Source organism: Variovorax sp. NFACC27 (assembly GCF_048301545.1).
GTDB lineage: Bacteria > Pseudomonadota > Gammaproteobacteria > Burkholderiales > Burkholderiaceae_C > Variovorax > Variovorax gossypii.
Map to the genome: position 1 here is coordinate 191,909 of NZ_CP157613.1, position 25,592 is coordinate 217,500.

Genomic DNA, 25,592 nt, shown 5'->3' on the forward strand with positions numbered 1-25,592 from the left:
CGCCTATTTCGCCTGTTTCGCCGCGGCGGCCACGGGGTAGGGCGGCTTGCCGCGCGTGCCTGTCATCAGGTCGGGCACCACGGTTTCCACGTCGGCCACCGCGCGCGCGGCGCGCTCCAGCTTCTTCGCGAGCGCCGCGTCGGGCACGCAGCCCTGCAGGTACACCCAGCGGCGCTGGATGATGACCCAGACGCTGCCCTTCTTCACGCCCGGCACGGCCAGCAGCGCGGCGCGCACCTTGGGTGCGAGCGGCTTGTCGTAGCGGTAGGCGTTGCTGTCGGCGCACTTGCCGGCCAGCCAGCAGGTGGTGCCGCGCTCCAGCCGCGAGTGGGTCTGCAGGCGGCGTTCCTCGGTCGTGTAGAACGGGCCTTCGGGCACGGCGCAGGCCGGCAGGCCCGACGAGAGCTGGAAGAACGGGTCGTCGAACCAGTTCTGCTTGAGTGGCGCCGCGGTCTCCTGCGCTGTGCCGGTCTGCGCGGCGAGCAGCAGGACGAGCAGGAGCGCAGGGCGGAGGGTCACAAGGGGTGCTCTGTGTAGAAGCGCCCGCCGTGGAAGAGCAGCGGCGAAGCGCCCGCGTTGTGGGAGCAGCGCTCCACCTCGCCGACGAAGATCACGTGGTCGCCTTCGTCGTAGCGGCTGCGGTTGAAGCACTCGAAGCTGGCCGCCGCGCCCACGAGCACCGGTGCGCCGCCCAGGCCCTCGGTGAAGGCCACGTCGGCCCAGCGGTCGATGTTCTTGGTGGCGAAGCGTTCGGCCAGCGCCTTCTGGTTGGCCGCCAGGATGTTCACCGTGTAGTGCGAGCCGGCGCTGAGCGCGGGCATCGAGCCGGCGGCGCGAGAGAGGCTCCACAGCACCAGCGGCGGCGTCAGCGACACCGAGTTGAACGAGTTGGCCGTGAGGCCGACCAGCGTGCCGTCAGCCGCGCGCGCGGTCACGACGGTGACGCCGGTGGCGAACATGCCGAGGGCTTCGCGAAACTCGTCGGACGAAAAGGAGGGCGGCTGGGCCCGGCGGGGAGTGGTCACAAGAAAGGAAGCAATGGCTTGGAGGCGGAGGGCCATTTTGGCTCAGCGCCCGCCGGCCTGCCCGGCCGGGTCCATCAACTCTGCTACCAGCCGGGTATAGACGGCAGCGGCCGGGGAGGGCGTTCGCCCCGCCAGCGTGACGAGGCTGTAGTGCGTCTGCATGCGCTCCAGGCCCGCCACCGGCAGGGGAACGAGCGTGTCCGTGTCGTGGCCCGGGACGGGCGCGACCGGCGCGAGGATCACCGCGTCGGCCGTCAGCGCCAGGTGCCGCAGCGTGCCGGCGTCGTCGCAGGTCACGTTGAACACGCCGCGGTCGCCGCGCGGGGCCACCCGCTCGAACTGCATCGCCACCTCCGCCGGCAGGCGCGGGCCGGCGACGGGGTAGGCCATGAGCTTCTCGAGCGTCGCCGGCTGCTGCCTGGGCTTCAGCAGCGGGTGCTTGGCTCGCACGAAGAACGACACCGGCAGGTTGGGCAGCCGCACGAGCTTCAGGCCGGGCTGCTGCTTCGTCAGGTCACGCGTGTCGGCGACGAACAGGTCGAGCTCGCGGCGGTGCAGCCGCTCGCACAGCGTGGCGGTGTCGGCCACCTCCATGCGCATCTGCAGCTGCGGGTGGCGCTGCGTCATGAGCGACAGCGCCGCGCGGCCCAGCGTGCCGGCGGCGAAGGGGCCGAAGCCCACAGCAAGACTGCCGATGGCGAGGCCTTCGAGCTGCAGCACGTCGCGCGCGATCTGCTGCGCGTCGGCCAACAGCTCGCGGGCGCGCGCCAGCACCAGTTCGCCGGCCTGGGTGAAGCGCACGCTGCCGTAGGCGCGGTCGACCAGGCGGGCCTGCAGGTTCTCTTCCAGGTTCTCGATGCTGCGGGAAAGCGCAGGCTGCGAAAGATGCACTGCCTGGGCCGCGCGGCCGAAGCTGCCCTGGTCGGCCAGGGCGACGAGATGCTGGAGCTGGCGAAGCTGCATTTTGCGTTTTGCTTCAAAAGGAAGCACATATTTTGCATTTGCCAATGATTCTGGTGCTTCGCAGAATCGCCGGATGCAAGCCCCATCCCCTTCATCCCGCCCCTTTTCCGTCGTGCTCGTTGCGCTGGCCTGTGCGCTGGGAGCCTCGCCGGTATTCGCCCAGGTCGCGCCCAAGGCGCCGGAGCCTTCCACGCTGCAGGCCAACGCCGACATGGCGAAGACGCTGCCTTTCGCCAACCGGCAGGACTTCGAGGACGCGATGCACGGCTTCGTCGGCACCGTGCCCGACGCGCGGGTGCCGGGCTCCGGCGCGCGCCCGGTCTGGAGCATGAAGCCCTACGACTTCCTCAAGGCCGACGCGCCGGCCGACACCGTCAACCCGAGCCTGTGGCGCCAGGCGCAGCTCAACGCGATCCACGGCCTGTTCAAGGTGACCGACCGCGTCTACCAGGTGCGCGGCTTCGACATCGCCAACATGACCATCGTGGAAGGCGACGGCTCGCTGATCGTGATCGATCCGCTGCTGGCCGCCGAGACCGCGCGCGCCGCGCTGGAGCTCTACTACCAGCACCGCCCGCGCAAGCCGGTGGGCACGGTGATCTACACCCACGGCCATGCCGACCACTTCGGCGGCGTGAAGGGCGTGGTCGACGAGGCCGACGTGAAGGCCGGCAAGGTGCAGGTGCTCGCGCCCTCGGGTTTCATGGAAACGGCGGTGGCCGAGAACATCCTCGCGGGCAACGCGATGAGCCGGCGCTCGCAGTACCAGTTCGGCACGCTGCTGCCGCCCGGCCCGCGCGGGCAGGTCGACACGGGGCTGGGCAAGGCGCTGGCGCGCGGCACCATGTCGCTGATCGCGCCCACGTCCACCATCGACAAGCCGACGGAAGAGCGCAGCATCGACGGCGTGCAGTTCGTCTTCAGGCTGGTGCCGGGCTCCGAGGCGCCATCGGAAATGCTCATGTACCTGCCGCAGTTCCGCGTGCTCAACATGGCGGAGGACGTGACGCACAACATGCACAACCTCTACACCATCCGCGGTGCCGAGGTGCGCGACGGTAATCTGTGGTCGAAGTACATCGACGAGGCGCGCGTGGCCTTCGGCGGCAAGGCCGAGGTGCTGATCGCCCAGCACCACTGGCCGACCTTCGGGCAGGAGCGCATCGTCGACCTGCTGAAGAAGCAGCGCGACATGTACAAGTTCATCAACGACCAGTCGCTGCGCCTGCTCAACCAGGGCTACACATCGGCCGACATCGCCGAGACGCTGCGCATGCCCGCGAGCCTGGAGCAGGAATGGTCCGCGCGCGGCTACTACGGCACGCTGCGGCATAACGCCAAGGCCGTCTACCAGAAGTACCTGGGCTGGTACGACGCCAACCCCGCCAACCTGAACCCGCTGCCGCCGGTGGCCTATGCGAAGAAGACGGTCGAGTACATGGGCGGCGCCGACGCGGTACTGGCGCGCGCGCGGGAAGACTTCAGGAAGGGCGAATTCCGCTGGGTGGCCAGCGCGATGAGCCAGCTCGTGTACGCAGACCCGGCCAACCGCGCGGCCCGCGAGCTGGGTGCCGATGCGCTCGAGCAGATGGGCTACCAGTCGGAGGCCGGCACCTGGCGCAGCGCCTACCTCGTGGGCGCGATGGAGCTGCGCAACGGCGTGCCGAAGATCCCGGGCGGCAACAGCTCCAACGCCGACACGCTGAAGGCCGTGAGCAACGACCTGTTCTTCGACTTCCTCGGCGTGCGGCTCGACGCCGCCAAGGCCGAGGGCAGGAAGATGGTCATCAACTGGAACTTCACCGATTCCAATCAGCAGTTCGTGCTGACGCTGGAGAACTCGGCGCTCACGCACATTGCCGGCCAGCAGCCTGGGGCCGACGCCACGGTGACGCTGAGCCGGGCCGTGCTCGATGCGGTCACGCTGAAGGAGACGAGCTTCCCGGCGGCGGTGCTCACCGGCAAAGTGAAGATCGACGGCGACCGCGCGAAGCTGGCCGAGCTGATGTCGATGCTCGACACCTTCGAGCCGATGTTCCCGATCGTCGAACCGAAGGCTCAGCCGAAGAACCAGTAGCACACCGCGATGGCGGCCACCACGCCCGCCACCTCGGCCAGCAGCGCGCACGACACCGCGTGCCGCGTGCGCTGGATGCCCACCGCGCCGAAGTACACGGCCAGCACGTAGAAGGTGGTCTCGGTGCTGCCCTGGATGGTGGCCGCCACCAGCGCGGGGAAGCTGTCGACGCCCTGGCTCTTCATGGTCTCGATCAGCATTGCGCGCGCCGCGCTGCCCGAGAAGGGCTTGACCAGCGCGGTGGGCATGGCGTCGACGAAGCGGGTGTCGAAGCCGGCCGCGCCCACCAGCCAGCGCAGGCCGTCGAGCGCGAAGTCGAGCGCGCCCGAGGCGCGCAGCACGCCGATGGCGCACAGCATCGCGACGAGGTACGGCAGCAGGTTCTTCGCGATGTCGAAGCCTTCCTTCGCGCCTTCGATGAAGCATTCGTACACCTTGATGCGGCGGACGGCGCCCGCCAGCAGGAACACGATGATCACGCCGAACAGCGTGAGATTGCCCAGCAGCGACGACAGCGAGGCGATGGCCGCCGCCGACAGCGTGCCCAGCAGCGCCATGAAGCCGCCCAGCAGCAGCGCGCCCGGCACCAGGTAGGCCAGCACCACCGGGTCCCACAGCCGCAAGCGCTGTGCCACCGCCACTGACAGCAGCCCCACCAGCGTGGAGGCGCTGGTGGCCAGCAGGATCGGCAGGAACACCAGCGTCGGGTCGCTTGCGCCCTGCTGCGCGCGGTACATGAAGATCGTGACCGGCAGCAGCGTCAGCGACGAGGCATTGAGTACTAGAAAGAGGATCTGCGCGTTGGTGGCCGTCACCGGATCGGGGTTCAGCCGCTGCAGCTCGCGCATCGCCTTCAGGCCGATGGGCGTGGCGGCGTTGTCCAGCCCCAGCGCGTTGGCCGCGAAGTTCATGGTGATGAGCCCCAGCGCCGGATGCCCCGCCGGCACGCCCGGCATGAGCCGCCTGAAGAGCGGCCCCAGCAGCCGCGCGAGCCAGCCCACCAGCCCCGCAGCCTCGGCGATGCGCAGGAAGCCCAGCCAGAGCGTGAGCGTGCCGAACAGCAGCACCATCACCTCGACCGCCAGCCGCGCCATGGCGAACAGCGCCTCCACCAGCGCGGCGAACACGGTGGGGTCGCCCCCGACGAGCCACCGCCCCAGCGCCGCCAGCGCCGCCACCCCGAAGAAACCCAGCCACAAGCCGTTGAGCACGCTTCTTTTCCTTTTGTTTCGCTTCGATGATAGAGCCGCCATCCGGGCCCGCCGCGAGCTACAGTTCGGCCCATGCGCGCCTCCATCGCCCGTCGCCTAGCCGCCTTCCTGTGGGTCGTGGCGGCTGCATGGCTTGCCGGTTGTGTCAGCCTGCCGCCGCCCGTGCCGCACACGCCCGTCACGGCGATTACCGACGTGGCGCAGACCGAGCTCGGGCAGCTCGCGGCCAAGGGCGCGCCCGAGGGCTCCACCGCGCTTTCGGGCTTCCGGCTGCTGCCGGAGGCGGCATTCGCGTTCGACGCGCGCATCTCGCTCGCGCGGCATGCCGAGAAGTCGCTCGACGTGCAGTACTACCTGGTGCAGCGCGACGACATCGGCCTGCTCTTCCTGCGCGAACTGCGCGAGGCCGCGGCGCGGGGCGTGCGGGTGCGGCTGCTGGTGGACGACCTCTACACCGGCGGCGAGGACGAGCTCTTCGGCACGCTGGCCGCCTTCCCGAACGTGGAGGTGCGGCTCTTCAACCCGCTGCCCTCGCGCGCCAGTTCGCTCGGCACGCGGCTGCTGCTGTCGCTGACCGACTTCGGCCGCATCAACCACCGCATGCACAACAAGCTGCTGATCGCCGACAACAGCTTCGCGGTCTCGGGCGGGCGAAACATCGGCAACGAATACTTCATGCGCAGCACGGCCGCGAACTTCATCGACATGGACGTGATTTCCAGCGGCCCCGTCGTGCGGCAGATGTCCGAGGGCTTCGACCGCTACTGGAACAGTTCGCACGCATGGCCCATCGAGCGCATCGCGCCGCTGCACGGACTGACGCGCGAGGCGGCGCAGCGCCGCTTCGACGAGATCGCGCGCTCGGCCGTGCCCGACGTGCCCATCCGTCCGCGCGACGTGCTCAACAAGTCGCCGGTGGGCGAGCAGCTCATCACCGGCAAGATCGACCGCTACTGGGCGCCGTCGACGCTGTTCATCGACGACCCGGACAAGATCACGCGCAAGGCCGACGAGGCCTACATCGGCAGCGTGACCGAGGGCGCGCTCAGCGTGATCAACGCCACGCGGCGCGAGGTGGTCATTGCCTCGCCGTACTTCATTCCGGGTCCGAAGGGCATGGAGGAGATGCGTGCCTGCATCGCCAAGGGCGGGCGCATCACGGTCGTGACCAACTCGCTGGGCGCGACCGACGAACCGCTGGCCTACGCGGGCTACGAGCGCTACCGCGCCGACATGCTGAAGATCGGCGTCACCATCTTCGAGATCGCGCCCACGCTCAGCGGGCGATCGGGGCGCTTCGGCGACTTCGGAAAGTCGATCAGCCGGCTGCACGCCAAGCTCGCGATCGTCGACAACGAGCGCTTCTTCGTCGGCTCGATGAACCTCGACCACCGCTCGGCCGCGGTCAACACCGAGATCGGCCTGGTCATCGACAGCCCCGAGCTCGTGCAGGACTACAACAAGCTCATGTCGGGCGAGCGCGTGAACCTCGGCTACAGGCTGCGGCTCGGGCCCAACGGCCGGCGCGTGCAATGGCTGGAGTACGACGACGCGGGCGGCGACATCGTCCACGAGGACGAGCCCGGCGAGTTCCTCTGGCTGCGCTTCAAGAACTGGCTGCTGCTGCCCATCGTGGGCGAAGAGCTGCTGTAGCCGGCGCTTCCGCCTCCGCCTCCGTCACCACCTCCACTGCGCGCGCTCGCGGCGCGCCGGCGGCCGTGTAATACGGCTTGCACACGGCCCCTCTAGATTGCGGCGTCCCACGACACAACAACCAGAGGGATTCCAGATGCGCCTCACGCCCCCGGTGCCGCCGGCACCGCCAGCCATGCCCGACCTGCGGTGGCTCGCCGCACTCGCCGTCGCTTCCGCCCTGCTGCAGGGTTGCAACGGCGGCGGCAGCGGCCAGTCGATCGTTCTCGGCCCGGTCGCCGGCACGCCGGCTCCAGCCCCCGCTCCGGCACCCGCCCCCCAAGCCGACGCCGCCACCGCCGATGCCAACCTGCAGGCCACCTGGGTGGAGATCGGCGACAACAACGCGGCCATCGCGCGCGCCATCACCAGCTACACCGCGCCGGCCTCCGCCACCACGGCCGACGCCAACGCCGCATGCCCGCAGATCACGGTGGACGGCAAGACGACGCGCATGACCTTGCGCGCAGGCGCCGGCACCATGGCGCTGCGCACCACGGCCAGCGACCCGGCCGACTCCAAGCCTTCCGCCTTTCCCGTGTCGTCCTGCGAAACCACGCTGCCCGCCGACGCGAAGCAGGCCGCCATCGGCAGCCGCGCGCTGCCGCTGCCCAAGGCCGAGCCGCAGCGCGTCCTCGTGCTGGCCGACACCGGCTGCCGCCTGAAGAAGGCCGACAACGCCTACCAGCCCTGCAACGACAGCAGCGTGTGGCCGTTCGCGCCGCTCGCCGCCACCGGCGCGGGCTTCAACCCCGACCTGGTGCTGCACATCGGCGACTACCACTACCGCGAAAACGTCTGCCCCGACGACATTGCCGGCTGCAAGGGCAGCCCCTGGGGCTATGGCTGGGACACCTGGCAGGCCGACTTCTTCAAGCCGGCGGCGCCGCTGCTGGCCAAGGCTCCGTGGATCCTGGTGCGCGGCAACCACGAGGAATGCGCGCGCGGCGGCCAGGGCTGGATGCGCTTCCTCGATCCGCGCCCGTATTCCGACAAGCGGTCGTGCAACGAGCCGGCCAACGACAGCACCGGCAACTATTCCGAGCCGTACGCGGTGCAGCTGGGCACGGGCTCGCAGGTCATCGTGTTCGACTCGGCCAAGGCCGGCAAGGCGGCGCTGAAGACGGACGACCCGCAGTTCATCGCCTACCAGAAGCAGTTCCAGACCGTCGCGACGCTGGCCGCCAAGGCCGGCATCACGACCACCATGTTCACCAACCACCACCCGATCCTGGCCTTCGCGCCGATCGCGGGCTCCACCCCGGCCTCGGGCAACCTCGCGCTGCAGTCGGTGATGGGCAATCTCAACCCCAAGGCCTACTACCCGAGCGGCGTGCACATCGCGCTGCACGGCCACGTGCACGACTTCCAGGCGCTGAACTTCGCCACCGACCACCCCGCCACGCTGGTGACGGGCAACGGCGGCGACAACCTCGACGTGGCGCTGCCCGATCCGCTGCCGCCCGGCACCACGCCCGCGCCCGACGTGACGGTCGACCGCATCACGCACCACAGCAGCTTCGGCTTCATGATGATGGAGCGCAAGGCGGCGCCCGGCGTGGGCTGGACCTTCAAGGCCTACACGGTGGCCGGCAAGCTGCTCGCCACCTGCGAGCAGACCGGCCGGACGCTGGCCTGCGACAAGACGGGCTTCCTCACGCCGTGACGATGCGCGCCGCGCTGGCGATGGCGGCCGCATGCCTGGCCTGGACGGGCACGGCGGCCGTTGCCATTGCCGCGACCACGGCGGAGATCAACCCCGGCGGCCCGCCGAGCGTGGTGATCGATCGCATCGGCGCCACGCCGAAGATCTCCGCACGCATCGATCCCACCGCCGCCACCTTCAAGTCCGACCCGGCGCTGGCCGCGCTGGGCAAGCGCATCTTCTTCGACACGCGGCTGTCGCAGCCGCAGGGCACCTCATGCGCCAGCTGCCACGATCCGCTGCGCGCCTTCACATCGACGCTGAACGCGCCTTCGCTGGCCGGCCCCCGCACGCCGCAGGGCAGCCGCCCGGGGCGTTTCAGCGCGCGCACCGCGCCGTCGCTGCTGTACGTGCGCTACGTGCCGCGCCGGCACTTCTACCAGGACGACGACGCGCCTTTCGCCTCGCCCTTCGGCGGCCTCTTCGCCGACGGCCGTGCCGACACGCTGGCCGAACAGGCGCGCGGCCCGCTGTTCGATCGCGACGAGATGAACAACGCCTCGCCGAAGAGCTTGCTGCGCAAGCTGCGCGGCACCGACCTCGCGCCCGCGATGTCGCTGGCCTTCGGGCCTCGCGTGCTGCGCGACCCCGAGCAGGCGGTGAAGGGCATCGGCCAGGCGCTGCAGGCCTTCCTGCAGAGCGACGAGATGGCGCCCTTCAGCTCGCGCTTCGACGACTACCTGCGCAACCGCACGCCGCTGAGCCCGCAGGAGATGCGCGGTTTGGCGCTGTTCAAGAACCCGGACAAGGGCAACTGCATGTCGTGCCACACGCTGTCCGACACCGCGAGCCGGCCCGAGCGATCGCTGTTCACCGACTTCGGCTATGACGCCATCGCCGTGCCGCGCAACCGCTCGTTGCCCGCCAACCGCGATCCGCGCCGCTTCGACAACGGCCTGTGCCGCACGGCCGCGCAGCTGCGCTGGCCGGAGCCCAACCAGTGGTGCGGCTACTTCCGCACGCCGGGGCTGCGCAACGTGGCGGTGCGCCAGAGCTTCATGCACAACGGCGTGTTCACCACGCTGCGCGACGCGGTCGCGTTCTACGCCACGCGCTCTACCGACCCGGCGAAGTGGTACCACGGCAAGCCGACCTTCGACGACGTGCCGGCGGCCTATCGCGGCAACATCAACGTCAATTCCACGCCGATGAACCGTCGCCCCGGCACAACGCCGGCGCTGACCGACGAGGAGATCGACGAGATCAGCGCCTTCCTCGGCACCCTGACCGACGCGCGCTATGTGGCGGCCATGCCGAAGCCGGCGACGAAGTAGCTGCCTGGGTCATCGCCGGCGAGGGAAGGTGCGTTACATTTCCTCCGAGATTGTGAACTTTTGTCACAGACGCCTTTCTTCTGGAGACTTCGACATGACCGTTCCCGTGCCGCGCGAGTCGATTGCGCCGCTTTCCACCAGCCGTCGTCGCGCACTGACCGGGCTGGCCGCCGCAACCGCCGCCGCAGGCCTCGGGTTTCCGGCGCTCGCGCAGAACCGGCCGCTGCGCATCGGGACCACCTTCGACAACAGCAGCGTCGAGAAGGCCAACGGTCAGGGGCTCTACCAGGGTTCGAGCGCCTTCTTCAACGCGCTGAACAAGGCGGGCGGCATCAACGGCACCAAGGTCGAGCTCGTGATGGCCGACGACACCTTCAAGCCCGAAGTGGCCAAGGCCAACGCGCTGGCCTTCGAGAAGGACAGCTCCGTGCTCGCGCTGGTGCACCCGCTGGGCACGCGCCAGACGGCCGAGGTGATGGACGCGGTGCCCGGCATGGCCGTGGTGGGCCCCATCACCGGCACCATCTCCCTTCGCAAGAAGAATTCGCCCAACACCTTCTGGGTGCGCGCCAACTACGACCAGGAAGTCGAGAAGCTGGTGAGCACCGCCGCCGTGCTCGGCCAGAGCCGCATCGGCCTCGTGCATTCGAACGACCCGCTGGGGCAGTCGGTGCTGGCCGCCTTCAAGAACGCGCTGGCCAAGGCCAAGCTGGAGCCGGCGGTGATCGCGACCACGCCCAACACCACCAGCATGGAAGTGGGCCCCGCCGCCGAAGCCATCGCCAAGGCCAAGCCGCAGGTGGTGGTGGTCGGCCTGGCCGGCACTGCGCCGGTGTTTTTGAAGGCGCTGCGCGAGGCGGGCAACAGCAGTTCGGCCTACGGCCTGTCGATCACGGCCAGCGCGCTGTCGGCCATGGGCGACCTGGCCAAGGGCCTGGGCTTCGTGATCGTGGTGCCCTCGCCGTACTCGACCAAGTTCGAGATCGTGCGCCGCTACCAGGCCGACATGACGGCCAACGGCGTCAAGGAGTTCTCGCTCACCAGCCTCGAGGGCTACCTGAATGCCGCCGTGCTGGCCGAAGGCATGCGCCGCGCCGGCAGTTCGCTCACGCGCGCCTCGGTGATGTCGGGCCTCGCGAGCATCGAGAACTTCGACCTGGGCGGCGTGAAGATCAACTACGGGCGCACCAACCGCGAAGGCGGCCAGTTCGTGGACGTGGCCGTCATCGGCAGCCGCGGGCAGATGCTCAGCTAGGCCAGGTACTCCCCCAGGCTTCGCGCACTTCGTGTCGCTTCGCCAACCCCCTCGCCGGGGGCGACACCTGCGGCCCGGCAAAGCCGGTTCCGCGGTGTCCTGCAATCAGACCCCGACGCCCAGCAAGCCTTCCAGCAATTCCTGGTCGGCCGCCAGCTCCGCGCTCGGCCCCGCGTGCACCACCGTGCCGCGCTCCAGCACGATCGCCTTGTGCGTCATCTCCAGCGCGAGCACCGGATGCTGCTCGACCACGATCGAGGCGAGCCCTTCGGACTCGCACAGCCGGCGGATCGCCGCGGCGAGCTCTTCCACGATGATCGGCGCGAGGCCTTCCATGGGCTCGTCGAGCAGCAGCAGCTTCGGGTTGGTCATCAGCGCGCGGCCGATGGCGAGCATCTGCTGTTCGCCGCCCGAGAGCTGGTTGCCGTAGTTGCCGCGGCGCTCACGCAGGCGCGGGAAGAAGTCGTAGACGCGCTTGAGGTTCCAGCCGCCCAGGCGCGAGATGACGGTGAGGTTCTCCTCGACGGTGAGCGAGGGGAACACCTCGCGCTCCTGCGGCACCCAGCCCAGCCCCGCGCGCACGCGCTGGTGCGAGGGCCAGCGCACGATGTCCGTGCCCTGCCAGCGGATCGCGCCCTGCATCACGCGTGTGTTGCCCATCAGCGTCTCGAGCAGCGTGGTCTTGCCCACGCCGTTGCGCCCGAGGATGGCGAGGCTTTCGCCCTGCTGCAGGGAGAAAGCCAGCCGGTCGAGCACCACGGCGTTGCCATAGCCGGCGGTGACGTTGTCGAAGGCGAGTGCTTCAGGCATGTTGGTCGTGTGGGTGGTGATGGAGGTGCGAACTGCCCAGGTAGACCTCGCGCACGCGCGGGTCTGCGCCGATTTCCGAAGGCGTGCCCTCGGTGAGGATGCGGCCACCCACCAGCACCGAGATGCGGCGCGCGAAGCGGAAGACCAGCTTCATGTCGTGCTCGATGAAGAGCACGCTGATGTCCCGCGGCAGCGCCGCGATGGCCTCGAACAGCTCGCCGCTCTCGTCCTCCGGCACGCCGGCGGCGGGTTCGTCGAGCAGCAGGATGCGGGGCTTGGCCGCGAGCGCGAGCGCGATCTCGAGCAGCCGCTGCTTGCCGTAGGCCAGCTCGGCCACGGGCACGTCGGCGAGGCTGTCGAGCTTCAGCGTGCCCAGCAGTGCGTGCGCCTCGTCGAACACGGCCGTGCAGCCCTTCAGCGGCCGCCACCAGGTGGCGCCCAGCCCTTCGCGCTCGCTTATCGCCAGCACCACCGACAGCAGCGGCGTGAGGCTAGGGAACAGCGTGTTGATCTGGAAGGTGCGCGCCAGGCCCATGCGTGCGCGCTTGTCGCCCGGCAGGCGCGTGATGTCGAGCCCGCCCATGTGGATGCTGCCGCTGGTGGGCTTGAGCACGCCGGTCAGCAGGTTGATGAGCGTGGTTTTGCCCGCGCCGTTGGGCCCGATCAGCGCCTGCCGCGCGCCGGGTTCGAGCGAGAGGTTGACGTCGCCCACGGCCTGGAAGGCGCCGAAGCGCACGCCGAGGCCCTGCGTGCGCAGGGAGTGCGTGGTGTTCGTCATCGCGCCTTCCCCGTGCGCACGAAGCGCGAGAGCGCGCCCATGATGCCGCCGCGTCCCAGCATGACGGCCGCGATCAGGAAGATGCCGAGCCAGAACATCCAGTACTGCGGATTCATGTCCGCGAACCAGTCGTGCACCAGCATGTAGACGATGGCGCCGATCATCCCGCCGTACAGCCGCCCCGTGCCTCCGAGCACCAGGATGATGAGCACCTCGGCCGAGCGGTTGAAGCCGATCGACTCGATGCCGACGAACTGCGTGGTCTGCGCCAGCAGGGCGCCCGCCACGCCAGCCACCGCCGCCGAGAAGGCGTAGGCCATGCGCAGCCGCGCCTCCACCGGCGAGCCGATGGCCGTCATGCGCTTGCGGCTGTCGTGGATGCCGCGCAGCGCCAGCCCGAAGGGCGAGCGCAGCACCAGCCGCACGAGCAGGAACATCGCGAGCACCACGCCGAAGGCATAGCCGAACGCGGTCTTGCCGTAGAGGTCGAATTCGAAGAGGCCCAGCACCGGCGCGATGGCCACACCCTGCAGCCCGTCGGTGCCGCCGGTGATGCCCGAGAGCCGGTTGGCCAGCTCGTACAGCAGCACGCACACGCCGATGGTGATCATCAGCCGCGTGAGGTCGGCGCCGCGCACCACGAGGTAGCTCAGCACGTAGCCCAGCGCGCCGCACACCGCCAGCGCGAACACGAGGCCGCTGAAGGGTTCGCTCCAGCCGTACTTCGCGAGCAGGCCGGCCGCGTAGGCACCGGCGCCAAAGAAGGCCGCGTGGCCCACGGTGAGGATGCCCGCGTAGCCCAGCGCCATGTCGAGCGACACGGCGAACAGGCCGAAGATCATGACCTGGCTCATCAGCGTGAGCTTGTCGGGAAGCAGGAAGAAACTCGACGCGAGCGCGAGCCAGAACGCGGCTTCGGCGATGCGCATCTGCGCGGGGGAAAGGCTCAGGGCTCTCATGCGAGCCCCTTCTTCGCGACGATGCCGTTCGGCCGCACGAGCAGCATGACGATCATGAAGACGTAGATGAGAAATGCGCCGGTCTCCGGCAGGTAGTACTTGCCCGCCACGTCGACGATGCCGACCAGCAGCGCCGCGATGAAGGGCCCGGTGACGGTGCCCGCGCCGCCGACGCAGACCACCATCAGGAAGTAGACGAGGTACTTGAGCGGGAACGAGGGCTCCAGCCCCAGCATGCCGAGGCTCAGCGCGCCGCCGAGTCCCGCGAGGCCGCAGCCCAGCGAGAAGGTCAGGAAGAAGAGGCGCTGCACGTGGATGCCGGTGCCGCCGGCCACGCGCTGGTTGTCCACCGCCGCGCGCACCATGGCGCCGTAGCGCGTCTTGCCCAGGCCCAGCAGCAGCGCGGCCAGCACGAGCACGCCGCAGACGATCAGGAAGAGGCGATAGCGGCCCACTTCCAGTCCGGCCAGCGACACCTGCCCGTCGAGCGCCGGCGGCAGCGTGAAGGGCTGCATCGTCGGGCCGAAGAAGTAGGTGAAGGCGGCGATGGACACGAACACCACGCCGATCGACAGCAGCACCTGGTCGAGCGGATGCGCGCGGTACAGCCGGCGATAGAACAGGAATTCAAGCACCGCGCCCGTGACCGCGGCCGCCACGAAGGCGGCCACCAGCGAAAGCCCGAAGCCCAGCCCGAGCTGGTTCATGAGCACGCTCGCGGCGTAGCCGCCCACCATCGCGAAGCTGCCGTGCGCGAGGTTGACGAAATTCATGAGCCCCATCGTGATGGACAGGCCCACGCCGATGAGAAAGAGGAGCATGCCGTAGGCCACTCCGTCGAAGATCACGATGCCCATGAATTTCCCGCTTGCTGACTCGCTGGCTGAACGATGGATACGAGGGCGCGCCTACTTGGCTGCGGCGCCTTCCTTGGCCGGGTCCTTCACGCGCTCGAACTTGTCGAACTCGACGTTCACCAGCTGGCCGTTCACGCGCTCGGTCTTGCGGATGTAGACGGTCTGCACGATGTCGCGGGTGGCCGGGTCGATCTCCACGGGGCCGCGCGGGCTCTCGAAGCTCAGGCCCTTGAGCGCGTCCATGAACTTGTCGCCGGCGGTGTCGCCCTTGGTCTTGGCCAGCGCGAGGTCGATGGCGGCCATCGCGTCGTAGGCGGTCACGGCGAAGTAGCTCGGGCGCAGCTTGGTGCCGTTGTCGGCGGCGAAGTCCTTCACGAACTTCTGATTCTTCGGCGAAGGGTGTGCGAAGGAGTAGTGGTGGCTGGTGACCAGGCCCAGCGCCACGTCGCCGGTGGCGTCGAGGTAGCTGTCGTCTGTGGCCTCGCCGGTGGCGTAGAGCTTGATGCCGGCCTGCTCCATGCCGCGCTCCTTCCACACCTTGAGGAAGGCCGGCGGCATCACGCCCGAGGGGAAGAAGAAGAACACGGCCTGGGGCTTGGCGTCCTTGATGCGCTGCACGTAGGCCGAGAAGTCGGGGTTGTTCATCGGCGTGCGCACCTCGCCCGAGACCTTGCCGCCGCCGGCGGTGAAGGTCTTCTTGAAGGCGGTTTCCGCATCGACGCCCGAGGCGTAGTCGGCGACCACGGTGTAGGCGTCCTTGATGCCTTCCTTGAGCATGTAGCGCGCCATCGGGTCGGTGACCTGCTGCACGGTGAACGACAGGCGCGCCACGTAGGGCGAGCTGGTGGTGATGGCCGACGAGGCCGCGTTCATCACGATGGTCGGGATCTTCGCCTGCGTGGCGATGGCGCCCACGGCATACGCGTTGGGGCTGAAGTCCAGGCCGGTGAGCACGCTCACCTTGTCGCGCACGATGAGTTCCTGCGCGATGCGCTTGGCGGCGTCGGGCGCGGGGCCGGCGGTGTCCTTCTTGATGATCTCGACCGTGCGGCCGCCCACCTTGCCGCCGTGCTCCTTCAGGTAGAGCGCGATGCCGGCGTCGAACTGGCGGCCGTAGTCGGCGTAGGGGCCCGAGTAGGTGGCGATGAGGCCGATGCGCAGCGGCTCGCCGGCCGCATGCGCCGTGGCGCCCGCCAAGCCGAGGCCGGCCAGCAGCAGGGTCGAGAGGAGGGTTCTCTTGGTCATCGTCGTTGGCGTCATGGAAAAGGGCCTTTCAGGTGGAGTGGATGCGCCGATCGGGCGCCGCTGTCGTGTAACCGGGTGAAAACAAAGCGGGCGATGATGCCCGAGGGGGCGTCAAACCTGGGTATCGGGCACGCGCACCGTGAGGCCATCGAAGGCCGCGGTGATGCTGAGCTGGCAGCTCAGGCGCGAGCCGGGCCTGCGCTCGGACGCCACGGCATCGAGCAGCGCGCTCTCCATGTCGTCGGGCGGCGGCAGCATGTCGATGAAGGCGTCGTCCACGTAGACGTGGCAGGTGGCGCAGGAACAGCAGCCGCCGCACTCGGCGTCGATGCCGCGCACGTTGCCGCGGATGGCGGTCTCCATCACGCTGGCGCCGACCTTGGCGTCGACCTCGCGCGTGGTGCCGTCCTTGAGGATGTAGTGGATCGTGGGCATGGGTTCTAGAACATGTCGAAGTACTCGCGGTGTTCCCACTCCGAGACTTCCAGGTTGAAGCGGGCGATCTCCGCTTCCTTGATGTGGCAGAGGTAGTCGACGAAGGTCTTGCCCATCTGCGCGTTGAGCATCTCGTCGCGGCGCAGGCAGGCGAGGGCGTCGCCCAACGAACGGGGCAGCTGCTCCGCAGGCGTCTCGTAGGGCGCGTCGGCCGAGGGGCCGGGGTCGATCCGGTTGCGGATGCCGTCCAGGCCCGAGAAGAGCTGGGATGCGAGATACAGGTACGGGTTGGCCGTCGGCTCGCCCACGCGGTTCTCGATGCGCGTGGCGGACTGGCCCGGGCCGCCGAGCACGCGCAGCATCGCGCCGCGGTTGTCCTTGGCCCAGATCGCGCGGTCGGGCGCGAGCGAGAAGGGGCGGTAGCGCCGGTAGCCGTTGATGGTGGGGCTCGCCAGCGCCGCGGCGCCGCAGGCGTGCGCCTTGAGGCCGCCGAGGTAGTGCATGCCGGTCTCGCTCAGCGGTTGGCCGCTTGCGGCTTCCGGCATGAAGGCGTTGACGCCGTCGCTCTTGCGGCGCAGCGACTGGTGCAGGTGCCAGCCGCTGGACATCACGTTCGGGATCTTCGGCCGGCACATGAAGGTGGCATGCAGCCCGTTGCGCTGGCAGACCTGCTTGATGGCGCTGCGCAGCAGCACCATGGTGTCGGCGGGCATGACGCCGGCGGTGGGGCCGAAGGTCAGCTCGAACTGGCTGGGGCCGAATTCGATTTCCAGCGAACGCAGCGGCAGGCCGAGCGCCATGAGCTGCGAGCGCAGCAGCTCCATCAGCCCGTCGACGCGGTCGTAGCGCAGCTCGGTGAGGTACTGGTGGCCGTGCGAGAGCAGCGACACGCGCGGCGGCTCGCCGGGCTGGCCCGAGTCGGCCAGGCCCATGCGCGCGTCGTCGAGCCTGAAGACGTGGAACTCGACCTCGAGGCCGGCGATGAAGTCCAGCCCCAGCTCGTCGAGCTGGCGCACTGCGCGCTGCAGGATCTGCCGCGTTGCGAAGGGGCAGGGCTTGCCGTCGGCCATGTAGGCGTCGCACATCACCCAGCCGGTGCGCGGTGACCACGGCAGGACCTTGAAGGTGGCCGGGTCGGCCACGATGGTGAAGTCGGCGCCGCCCTGCAGGCCCTCGACGGCGAAGCCCCCGCCCTGGGTGAACACCGGGAACACGGTCTTGTGCGAGGTGTCCTTGGCCAGCAGGGTGGAGGTGAGGTTCACGCCCTCCCAGAGGGCCGAGCGCGCCTCGGCGGCGACGAGCGTCTTGCCGCGCAGGATGCCGTGCTGGTCGGGCCAGGCGAAGCGAACGAGGTCGACCTCGCCGCTGTCGATGCGGCGCACCAGCTCCCTGGCCTGCGCGTGCTGGTCTTCGCTCCAGAGGCCGAAGCGGTCGACGAATGTGTGGCTGCTCATGGCGCGTGCGTCCTGTGAGCGGGTCAGGCAGCGGCCAGGCGTGCGGAGGCCCAGTCCGACTTCAGGCGCCGTGCGCGGTCGGCGTCCTGCCAGTAGGCCTCGGTGGAGGCTTCGTCGGCGACGTTGCGGCCGATGCCGTCGATGGAGGGCGGGCCGGTCATGGCGCCGGCCTGTGCGGCGTCGATGACCATCGGCGCGCCTTCGCCGGCGAGCGTGGCCTCGATGGCCTTCACCAGCACGCGGCGGTAGGCGATGATCCCCTTGTCGGTGCTGCCCAGGTGCTCGCGCGTGCGGTCCTGGATGGGCCCCTGCGACTCCACCGCCCACTGGTCGTGCACGTTGATGTCGTCGCCCATGCCGGTGTAGGTCTCGGTGAGCTGTTCCTCGATGCTGTAGCCATAGTTGTTGCGCTTGTTCTTGCGCGAGGTGTAGTCGGGCAGCTCGTAGAGCTTCAGGCGCTGCTCGCGCATCTGCTGCTTGTCGACCGGGCCGGTGAAGCTGGTGAAGATGGCGTACCAGTAGCAGTGCGTGTCGTCCACCGGCACGTGCCACTGCGAGATGGTCATCTCGGAGCTCATCGGAATCACGAAGGCCTGCGGGAACACCAGGTTGGTCACGCGCACGTGGGTGGTGTCTTCCGACAGCTTGCGCAGCGCCTTCAGGCGGAAGCCGTAGTCGGTGGGCTCGACGCTGATGTCGGGCCGGTCGTACTCGCGCAGCACCTTGGTGATGGGCATGTCGGAGTCGGCCGAGGCGCCGCGGAACTGCTTGCCGTAGCTCTCGGAGGTGTCCTCGTCCTCGAAGAAGCGGTGCAGGTAAGAGGCGTGCGCGGGGTCGATGCCCACTTCGAGCGCCTGCAGCCAGTTGCACTCGAACAGGCCCTTGAACGCGAAGGTGTGGGTGTCGGGCGCGACGAAGCAGTCGAACTCGGGAAAGGCGGGGGGCTCGCCCTCGCCGATGTAGGCGAAGACCACGCCGCTCTTCTCGACCACCGGATAGGCCGACTGCTTGATGCGGCTGCACAGCTTGCTGGTGGCGGGCTCGGCCGGGGTCTCGAGGCAGTTGCCCTTGGCGTCGAACAGCCAGCCGTGGAAGGCGCAGCGGATGCCGCCGTTCTCGAGCCGGCCGAAGGCGAGGTCGGCACCGCGGTGCGGGCAGTCTCGGTCGAGCATGCCGAGCTGGCCGCTCTCGTCGCGGAACAGGACGAAGTCCTGCCCCATGAGCTTCACGGGCTTGACCGGGCGCGGGCCGGCCAGTTCGTCGGCCAGGGCCACCGGCTGCCAGTAGCGGCGCAGCAGCTTGCCGGCAGGGGCGCCGGGTCCGACGCGGGTGATGAAATCGTTCTGCTCTGCGCTGATCATCGTGCGGGCTCCATCGTGGGGACTGTGGAAAGAGGTCTGCAGCTATTGCATGCAACTGTATGCATTCTGTTGGTGATCCTCGATCCGGGTCAAACTTTCATCTGCCGTTTCGCCCCGATTTGGGGCTTTGAAAGCCGAAAATCAGGGTAAACGCTGAGCGTATCGTCAGTTTTTGACACTTCTTGTGAAGCAGTGCATGCAACAACTGAGCCAGCGTAAATACGCTGCGTGCAATGCCGGCCTCGTCTCCTAGAATTCGCCGATGGACTCCCAACAATCCCGCGTGCTCGTGCAACTGCGCGACATGATCCTCAAGGGCGAATTCGTGCCCGGAGAGCGGCTGGCCGAGATCCCGCTGGCCGAGAAGCTCGAGGCTTCGCGCACCCCGGTGCGGCTGGCGCTGGCCAGCCTGGAGCACGAAGGGCTGATCGAGCAGTCGCCCAGCGGCGGCTACCAGATGCGCCGCTTCACCTCGCAGGAGGTGGCCGACGCCATCCGCGTGCGCGGCGTGATCGAAGGCTTCGCCGCGCGCCTGCTGGCCGAGGACGGCGCGCCCCGCCAGCTGCTGCGCGACCTCAAGGACTGCCTCGAGGACGGCGATCGCGCCGTCAACAAGCCGAGCATGGAGCTCGACGACTACGCGGCCTACGTCGAGATGAACGACCGCTTCCACAAGCTGATCATCGAAGGCTGCGGCAACCTCGCGCTCAAGCGGGTGATGGACATGCTCGGCGGCCAGCCCTTCGCCGCCCCCAGCGCCATGCTGCCGATGCAGTCGTCGATGGAGGAGGGCCAGCAGTGGATGCGGCAGGCGCACCGCACGCACCATGCGATGGTGCAGGCCATCGAGCGCGGGCAGGGCTCGCGGGCGCAGGCGCTGGGCGAGGAGCACGTCGAGATCGCGCGCATGAACCTCGACTACGCGCTGGAGCGGCCCGAGCTGGCGGCCGAGCTGATGCCGGGCATCAAGCTGGTGTCCAAGGGGCGCGGCGGCTGAGACCGAGGCCGAGGATGAGTGAAGGCAACCGGTTGGTAATTAATAGACTGTCCGGTATTTCGGCATCCGTGCCGTCTGCCCAGCGACGGGCAAGACTAGAATTTCCGGCATGAGCGCCACCGCCCCCGTCAAGACCTCGTTCAAGGAACAGATGCTGCTGGCCCGCGAAGAGGCCATCGTGCAGACCGCCAACCGCCTGCTTGCCGAGAAGGGCTTCGAATCGATGACGGTCGACGAGGTCGCCGCATCCGTCGGCATCGCCAAGGCCAGCCTCTACAAGCACTTTCCGAGCAAGGAAGACTTGGCCGCCGCCGCGATGGTGCGCATCATGCAGCGCACCCTCGATTTCCTGGCCTCGGTGCCGGCCGACGACAAGCCGGCCGCCAAGCTGCGCGCAGTTGTGCGCTGGGCGATGGAGGTGCAGCTGGCCGGCGAGATGCCCCTGCTGCCTCACCAGAACTCCAGCCTGCGCGCCACGCTGATGGGCAACAAGGGCTACCTCGACCGCCTCGTGACCATCAGCGACCGGCTCGGCGGCTGGATCCAGGCGGCGCAGGCCGACGGCTCGCTCAACCCGAAGCTGCCGGCTATCGCCGTGCTCTACACGCTGTTCGCGCGCGCCTGCGATCCGGTGCTGGGCTTCCTGAAGGCCGGTGGACAGCAGACCGACGAGCAGATCGTCGAACTGGTGCTCGCGACCTGCTTCGACGGCCTGGCCGCGCGCTGAGCGGCTGGCGAGAAGGCAGCCCCCGTCAGCTGCTGACGAGCGCGCGCCGCGGGGCCACCACCGCCTCCACCGCCGCGCCGACCGCCAGCAGGCGGTGATCGGTATTGCCGATGCTGGCGAGCATCAGCCCGACGGGCGCCGTGCCCGCGTCGTGGCAGGGTACCGAGAGCGCGCAGCCGTCGAACAGGTTCACCACCGAGGGGTTGCGCAGCATGCGGGCGTTGATGCGGTAGTAGGTGTCGTCGTCCTTCAGAACCTCGGCGATCGGCGGGGCGATGTCGGGCGTGGTGGGCATCAGCATCGCGTCGTAGCCGATGGCGGCCGTGTTGATCGAGCGGATGAACTGGCGGCGCAGCGCCTGCAGCTGCAGGTAGTCGGGGGCGGTGATGGTTTCGCCTGTCTTGATGCGGGCCAGCACGCGCGGGTCGTACTTGGCCGCGCCGGTCTTGATGATTTCGCGGTGCCAGGTGAAGGCCTCGGCGGCGGTGATCATGCCGCGCGGGTTGATGGCCGGCGCCTTCGCGAACTCCGTCATCGGCAGCTCGGTGACGGTGGCGCCGGCGGCCGAGAGCTTGGCCAGCGCCGACGCGAATGCCGCGGCCACGGGCGGCGAGAGCTCGTCCTGGAAGAAGGTCTTGGGCACCGCGAAGCGCAGGCCGCGCATCGGCAGCACGCGCAGCGGCCGCTGCAGCTCGGCGGCCAGCACGGCGTCGAGCAGGGCGCAGTCTTCGACCGTCCAGGCCATCGGGCCGGCCGAGTCGAAGGAGGTCGACAGCGGCATCACGCCGTCGAGCGGAATGCGCCGCTGCGTCGGCTTGAAGCCCACCAGCCCGTTGAGCGCGGCCGGGATCCGCAGCGAGCCGCCGGTGTCGGTGCCGATGGCGCCGGCCGCCATGCCGTCGGCCACCGAGATTGCGCCGCCCGAGGTCGAGCCTCCGGGAATGCGGCCCGTCGCGCGGTCGTAGACGTTCTTCGGCGTGCCGTAGTGCGGGTTGATGCCCAGCCCGGTGTAGGCGAACTCGACGGTGTTGCTGCGTCCGATGACGATCGCGCCGGCACGCCGCAGCCGCTCGACCACGAGGGCGTCGCGCGCCGCGGGCGGCTGGCCGGCCAGCACCATCGAGCCGCCGAGCGTGGTGACGCCGGCTTCGTCGAACAGGTCCTTCAGCGAGATCGGGATGCCGGCGATGGGCGAGGCAGCCGGGCGGCCGCTCTTGCGCTCGGCGTCGAGCCGGGCCGCCGTGGCGCGGGCCGAGTCGGCGTGCACCCGGATGAAGGTGCGCGCGCCTTCGCCGGCGGGGTTCTGGATGGCGGCCAGCGCTTCTTCCACCAGCTGGCTGCTGCTGAGGCTGCCCGCGGCGAGGCGGCGGGACATCTCGGTCATCGAGAGCTGGCCCATGGCCCTGCCGGTGGCCGGCTCCGTCGATCCTTGGGCAAAGGCCCTCGGCCATAGGGAGAGCAGGCCCGTGGCCGCGGCTGCGCCGGCGGTCTGCTGCAGGAAGTTACGTCGTTGTTGTGTCTGCTGCTGCGTCATGGCGCGCTCCCCATCGATCAGATGGAATCGGGCCAGTCTACACAGCGACGGCTGCCAAGGCGTTGCCGACCGTTACCGGGTGCCGGGCACCTCGATCAGCAGCTGGGGCTTGTAGCCTTCCTGTTCGCCGTTGCGGGCGTAGCCCAGCGGGTTGGCGACCACGCGGCAGCCGTTCTTGACGTAGTCGGACGGGCAATGCAGGTGGCCGTGCAGCCACAGCCTCGCCTGCGGCAGCAGTTCGTCGAGCGCATTGCAGAAACCGGCGGTGCCCGGTGTCAATCCGTAGCGCGGATCCGCGCTTTCGAGGCTGGGCGCGAAGTGGGTGATGGCCACCGTGGTGCCCTCGAAAGGCTCGGCCAGCGCTTGCGTGAGCCAGGTCTGGCAGGCCAGCGCCTGGTCGCGCAGCTGTGCGGCGAGGAAAAGTTCGCCGTTACGCATGGTGGCCGCTTTTTCAAGATAGAAATCGGCCGCGCGCATCGCCTTGCCGCGTTTCTTGAGCGCCTCGGCCAGGCTGTCGGTCGGCTCGGCCAGTGCGTCGAAATCGGCCCAGAGCGTGGTGCCGACGAAGCGGACGCCTTCTATCACCCGGGTTTCGCGCTCCAGCCAGATGATGTCTAGCTCGTCGCAGAGCGCGCGCAGGCGCTGGTGGGTCTCGTCGAAGTCGACGCTGTCGTACTCGTGGTTGCCCGGCACGTAGATCACCGGCACCGGCCAGCCGTTGCGGGGCGAGAACCTGCCCAGGCCGAAATCGGTGTCGGTCAGGCGGGAGCCCTGCTGGTAGGAGCCGATGTCGCCCGCAAGTATCAGCAGGTCTGCGCCCGGTAGCGGCTCGGCGCGGAAGTGGGGATGGGACTCCAGGTGCAGGTCGGACAGCAGTTGCAGCTTCATCGTCGGGCCAGTCTAGGTGAATTGCCCCATGCATGACACGCATAAAGCCCGGGTTGATTTGCTAGGGTTAACCCTTATTCTTGGGACATCAACCACTCAAGCGCAGCCACGAGCCGCGCACCATCATGTTCAGCCTCATCGCCCAAGTGGCCCGTTTCTTCCGTTCCTCCAGCGCCAATGCCCCGGCCAGCCACGCCGCCGCACTGATGGAAAGCGCCGACATGCGCGCCGGCCGCGGCGCTCATCACGCCCAGGAACTGCGCGCTGCAGCCAGCGCCTGGCTCAGCGTCGTCCGCTGATCCAGTTCCGGTTCGGTCAGCCGGGCACTTTCTGCCCGAGGACCGACCCGGCGAAAGCTGCGGCCGCCGAGCGCAGCAGCGCATTGCGCAGCCATTCGTGCGAGTGCCCGTGCTGGGCGCGCCGGTGCCAGATGGCGTCGACGTGCACCGGGGGCTGGTCGAAGGGCAGGTCGCGCAGCACCAGCTGGTCGTCGATGCCGGTCACGGTCACGAAGTGACGGGGCAGCACGGTCAGCAGGTCTGAATTGGCGACCACCCGGCCCGCCGTGAAGAACTGGTTCACCGTTACTACGATGCGTCGCTCGCGTCCCATGGCGCCCAGCGTCTGGTCGATGAAGCCGTAGGGGCGCCCCGAGAAGCTCACCAGCAGGTGGCGGGCGGCGCAGTAGTCGTCCAGCGTGAGGGGCGCATCGGCCAGTGGATGGCCCCGTCGCATCACGCATACATATTGACCCAGGTAGAGCCGCTGGGTCTCGAACGGCACCCCCACCCCCGACTGCCCCCGCGCCGCGAGGCTCGCGATCACCGCCGGGAAGTAGCCGACGGCCATGTCGACTTCTTCCTGTTCCAGCATGCGGCGCGGATCGCGCGTGGTCAGCGGCAGCACGCGCAGCGAAATGGCGGGGGCTTCCTGTTCGGCGATCTGGACCAGGCCCGGGATGAGCTCGGCCGCCGTGGCGTCGGCCATAGCCAGCAGGAAGGTGGTGTCGGCGACGCCGGCATCGAACTCGCCGGGGGCCAGCGTGTGCTGCAGCTGGCGCAGGGAGTCCCGTACGGTCGGCCAGAGGGCGAGCGCCCGCGGCGTGGGCTCCACGCCGGCGCCCGAGCGGCGCACCAGTTCATCTCCAAGAACCTCGCGCAGGCGTCGCAGTGCGTTGCTTACCGCCGGCTGTGTGATCGACAGGTTGCGGGCGGCGCGCGTGAGGTTGCGTTCTGCCATCACCTCGTCGAAGACGCGGAGCAGGTTGAGGTCTAGCGTGCGAAAGTTGACGTCCATCAGTCTTGTGAATGATAAACATCAGAAAGATAAAGTGGATAAACACTAGGGTAAGCCCTAATATCACCACATCGGCCTTGTTCGCCACCACTGATTACCACTGTCCCAGGAGGGATGCATCATGACCAGCTTCGTTCACGTTGACCAACCTACCGTCCACCCCGGCGTACGTCGCGCCGAAGTCCTGTTCGGCCAGATCCAGGCCGCCCGCGCAGGTGCCAATGGCGCCCGCCCGCTCATCGCCCTGCTGATCATCGCCATCGCGGCGGCTGTCCTGGTGGTGACCGAATCGCTCGTTTCCAACTGGAACGACGGCGGCCTGCTCGCTGTCTGGACTGTGTTCTGCGTCGCGGCCATCGGCCTGTTCGCGCTGTTCGCAGGTTCGATCAGCCAGGGTGCCATCGGCACCGCCTGGCGCGCCGCCGCACAACGCCGCGCTGCTGCCCGTGCCGATGCCCGCTTCCTGGAAACCGCCAAGAACGATCCGCGCGTGATGCAGGATCTGCAAGCCGCGATGTGGCGCCAGCAATCTGAAGGCGCTGTCCCGGCGGCTGAAGCTGCCAAGATCGACGCACTGGCCCGCATGAGCGCCCGTTCGCAGGAAGTGCGCATGCCCACGCTGTACGAAGCCATGCGTCGCATGAACAGCTCGCGCTACTACTAATAAGTAGCGTCTCGCTGAATGAAGAAAGCCGCCCGAGGGCGGCTTTCTTCATTTATGAGGGGAGGTGTAGAGCCTCCGCGCAAAAAAGTGCTCAAGAGTAGACGGGACCTCAAAATCTGTCATATACTCGTGGGCTTCGCTGCTGAATACCTCTTGGTGTTCAGGTCCAGCCGGTCTCTTCGGAGGTGGTTGGATGGGGTGAAGAAAAAGTCTTCGAAAGTTGACGCGGTTTGAAAAAACGGTGCATAATCGAAGGCTTCGCTGAAACGAACTGCTTCAGCGACTTGCGATGAATGTTGCGGGTTGCGAAAGAAGTTGGTTGAGGCGAAAAGCCAGGAAAGTTTGGTGAGATTTGAAAAAATCGTGCTAGACTACAAGGCTCCGC

24 protein-coding genes are annotated in these 25,592 nt (G+C 68.5%); 9 read left to right on the forward strand and 15 right to left on the reverse strand.

Annotated features, from left to right (window positions below):
• Positions 1–3 precede the first annotated feature (3 nt).
• The 3 genes from ABL840_RS00980 to ABL840_RS00990 are packed head-to-tail and all read right to left on the reverse strand — an operon-like array spanning position 4 to position 1,988.
• Positions 4–519, reverse strand: coding sequence for a BON domain-containing protein (locus ABL840_RS00980; RefSeq protein WP_093300532.1), 516 nt, complete (start codon positions 517–519; stop codon positions 4–6).
• Complete coding sequence (locus ABL840_RS00985) at positions 516–1,025, reverse strand: flavin reductase family protein (RefSeq protein ID WP_093195643.1); 510 nt, start codon at positions 1,023–1,025, stop codon at positions 516–518. Before ABL840_RS00985 ends, ABL840_RS00980 begins: the two co-directional genes overlap by 4 nt.
• Before the next feature lie 42 nt (positions 1,026–1,067).
• On the reverse strand, positions 1,068–1,988 hold the full coding sequence (locus tag ABL840_RS00990; protein WP_093300533.1) for a LysR family transcriptional regulator: 921 nt from the start codon (positions 1,986–1,988) through the stop codon (positions 1,068–1,070).
• Positions 1,989–2,061: 73 nt separating this feature from the next.
• Between ABL840_RS00990 and ABL840_RS00995 the strand changes: the two genes are divergently transcribed.
• The gene (locus tag ABL840_RS00995) at positions 2,062–4,065 is read left to right on the forward strand and encodes an alkyl/aryl-sulfatase (RefSeq protein WP_093300535.1); all 2,004 of its coding nucleotides are present in this window, start codon (positions 2,062–2,064) and stop codon (positions 4,063–4,065) included.
• Here ABL840_RS00995 and ABL840_RS01000 read toward each other — a convergent pair.
• A complete protein-coding gene (locus ABL840_RS01000) occupies positions 4,047–5,276 on the reverse strand; it encodes a nucleoside recognition domain-containing protein (RefSeq protein ID WP_093300536.1) in 1,230 nt (409 codons plus the stop codon). The two genes, ABL840_RS00995 and ABL840_RS01000, sit on opposite strands and share 19 nt — an antisense overlap.
• Before the next feature lie 72 nt (positions 5,277–5,348).
• Between ABL840_RS01000 and ABL840_RS01005 the strand changes: the two genes are divergently transcribed.
• From ABL840_RS01005 to ABL840_RS01020, 4 genes are all read left to right on the forward strand, one after another.
• Positions 5,349–6,929 (forward strand): phospholipase D family protein, encoded by a 1,581-nt coding sequence (locus ABL840_RS01005; protein ID WP_093195639.1) that lies wholly within the window; start codon positions 5,349–5,351, stop codon positions 6,927–6,929.
• A 136-nt stretch (positions 6,930–7,065) separates the two neighbouring features.
• Positions 7,066–8,634: a metallophosphoesterase gene (locus ABL840_RS01010; protein WP_176947422.1), complete on the forward strand. Its 1,569-nt coding sequence runs from the start codon at positions 7,066–7,068 to the stop codon at positions 8,632–8,634.
• 2 nt (positions 8,635–8,636) lie between these two features.
• Complete coding sequence (locus tag ABL840_RS01015) at positions 8,637–9,947, forward strand: cytochrome-c peroxidase (protein WP_093300538.1); 1,311 nt, start codon at positions 8,637–8,639, stop codon at positions 9,945–9,947.
• A 94-nt stretch (positions 9,948–10,041) separates the two neighbouring features.
• A complete protein-coding gene (locus ABL840_RS01020) occupies positions 10,042–11,202 on the forward strand; it encodes an ABC transporter substrate-binding protein (protein WP_093195636.1) in 1,161 nt (386 codons plus the stop codon).
• Between the two features lie 105 nt (positions 11,203–11,307).
• Here the strand turns inward: ABL840_RS01020 and ABL840_RS01025 are convergent, their stop codons facing one another.
• The 8 genes from ABL840_RS01025 to ABL840_RS01060 form a co-directional block, all read right to left on the reverse strand.
• The gene (locus tag ABL840_RS01025; protein WP_093195635.1) at positions 11,308–12,012 is read right to left on the reverse strand and encodes an ABC transporter ATP-binding protein; all 705 of its coding nucleotides are present in this window, start codon (positions 12,010–12,012) and stop codon (positions 11,308–11,310) included.
• Positions 12,005–12,790: an ABC transporter ATP-binding protein gene (locus ABL840_RS01030; RefSeq protein ID WP_093300539.1), complete on the reverse strand. Its 786-nt coding sequence runs from the start codon at positions 12,788–12,790 to the stop codon at positions 12,005–12,007. The genes ABL840_RS01025 and ABL840_RS01030 overlap by 8 nt, the downstream gene beginning before the upstream one ends.
• Positions 12,787–13,749 (reverse strand): branched-chain amino acid ABC transporter permease, encoded by a 963-nt coding sequence (locus tag ABL840_RS01035; protein WP_093300540.1) that lies wholly within the window; start codon positions 13,747–13,749, stop codon positions 12,787–12,789. Before ABL840_RS01035 ends, ABL840_RS01030 begins: the two co-directional genes overlap by 4 nt.
• The gene (locus tag ABL840_RS01040; protein ID WP_093195632.1) at positions 13,746–14,606 is read right to left on the reverse strand and encodes a branched-chain amino acid ABC transporter permease; all 861 of its coding nucleotides are present in this window, start codon (positions 14,604–14,606) and stop codon (positions 13,746–13,748) included. The genes ABL840_RS01035 and ABL840_RS01040 overlap by 4 nt, the downstream gene beginning before the upstream one ends.
• A gap of 51 nt (positions 14,607–14,657) precedes the next feature.
• A complete protein-coding gene (locus tag ABL840_RS01045; protein WP_093300542.1) occupies positions 14,658–15,851 on the reverse strand; it encodes an ABC transporter substrate-binding protein in 1,194 nt (397 codons plus the stop codon).
• A gap of 111 nt (positions 15,852–15,962) precedes the next feature.
• Complete coding sequence (locus ABL840_RS01050) at positions 15,963–16,286, reverse strand: 2Fe-2S iron-sulfur cluster-binding protein (protein ID WP_093195630.1); 324 nt, start codon at positions 16,284–16,286, stop codon at positions 15,963–15,965.
• 5 nt (positions 16,287–16,291) lie between these two features.
• Positions 16,292–17,740, reverse strand: coding sequence for a glutamine synthetase family protein (locus ABL840_RS01055; protein ID WP_093300543.1), 1,449 nt, complete (start codon positions 17,738–17,740; stop codon positions 16,292–16,294).
• 23 nt (positions 17,741–17,763) lie between these two features.
• The gene (locus tag ABL840_RS01060; protein ID WP_093195628.1) at positions 17,764–19,101 is read right to left on the reverse strand and encodes an aromatic ring-hydroxylating dioxygenase subunit alpha; all 1,338 of its coding nucleotides are present in this window, start codon (positions 19,099–19,101) and stop codon (positions 17,764–17,766) included.
• Between the two features lie 262 nt (positions 19,102–19,363).
• Here ABL840_RS01060 and ABL840_RS01065 point away from each other — a divergent pair, with 262 nt between their 5' ends.
• Both ABL840_RS01065 and ABL840_RS01070 read left to right on the forward strand, forming a co-directional pair.
• On the forward strand, positions 19,364–20,098 hold the full coding sequence (locus ABL840_RS01065; RefSeq protein ID WP_093195627.1) for a GntR family transcriptional regulator: 735 nt from the start codon (positions 19,364–19,366) through the stop codon (positions 20,096–20,098).
• A 109-nt stretch (positions 20,099–20,207) separates the two neighbouring features.
• On the forward strand, positions 20,208–20,825 hold the full coding sequence (locus ABL840_RS01070) for a TetR/AcrR family transcriptional regulator (protein ID WP_093300544.1): 618 nt from the start codon (positions 20,208–20,210) through the stop codon (positions 20,823–20,825).
• Positions 20,826–20,850: 25 nt separating this feature from the next.
• Here the strand turns inward: ABL840_RS01070 and ABL840_RS01075 are convergent, their stop codons facing one another.
• Together ABL840_RS01075 and ABL840_RS01080 are read right to left on the reverse strand one after the other, a co-directional pair.
• Positions 20,851–22,359 carry an amidase gene (locus ABL840_RS01075; protein ID WP_093195625.1) on the reverse strand — a complete coding sequence of 503 codons (1,509 nt, stop codon included), beginning with the start codon at positions 22,357–22,359 and terminating at the stop codon, positions 20,851–20,853.
• Positions 22,360–22,431: 72 nt separating this feature from the next.
• A complete protein-coding gene (locus ABL840_RS01080; protein ID WP_093300546.1) occupies positions 22,432–23,247 on the reverse strand; it encodes a metallophosphoesterase in 816 nt (271 codons plus the stop codon).
• Positions 23,248–23,372: 125 nt separating this feature from the next.
• Here ABL840_RS01080 and ABL840_RS01085 point away from each other — a divergent pair, with 125 nt between their 5' ends.
• Positions 23,373–23,546 (forward strand): hypothetical protein, encoded by a 174-nt coding sequence (locus ABL840_RS01085; protein WP_165909565.1) that lies wholly within the window; start codon positions 23,373–23,375, stop codon positions 23,544–23,546.
• Positions 23,547–23,562: 16 nt separating this feature from the next.
• On the opposite strand, the gene ABL840_RS01090 is transcribed toward ABL840_RS01085, so the two are convergent.
• On the reverse strand, positions 23,563–24,543 hold the full coding sequence (locus ABL840_RS01090; RefSeq protein ID WP_093300547.1) for a LysR family transcriptional regulator: 981 nt from the start codon (positions 24,541–24,543) through the stop codon (positions 23,563–23,565).
• Between the two features lie 121 nt (positions 24,544–24,664).
• Between ABL840_RS01090 and ABL840_RS01095 the strand changes: the two genes are divergently transcribed.
• Entirely contained in the window at positions 24,665–25,207 is a 543-nt protein-coding gene (locus tag ABL840_RS01095; RefSeq protein WP_093195621.1) for a hypothetical protein, read from the forward strand.
• Positions 25,208–25,592 lie beyond the last annotated feature (385 nt).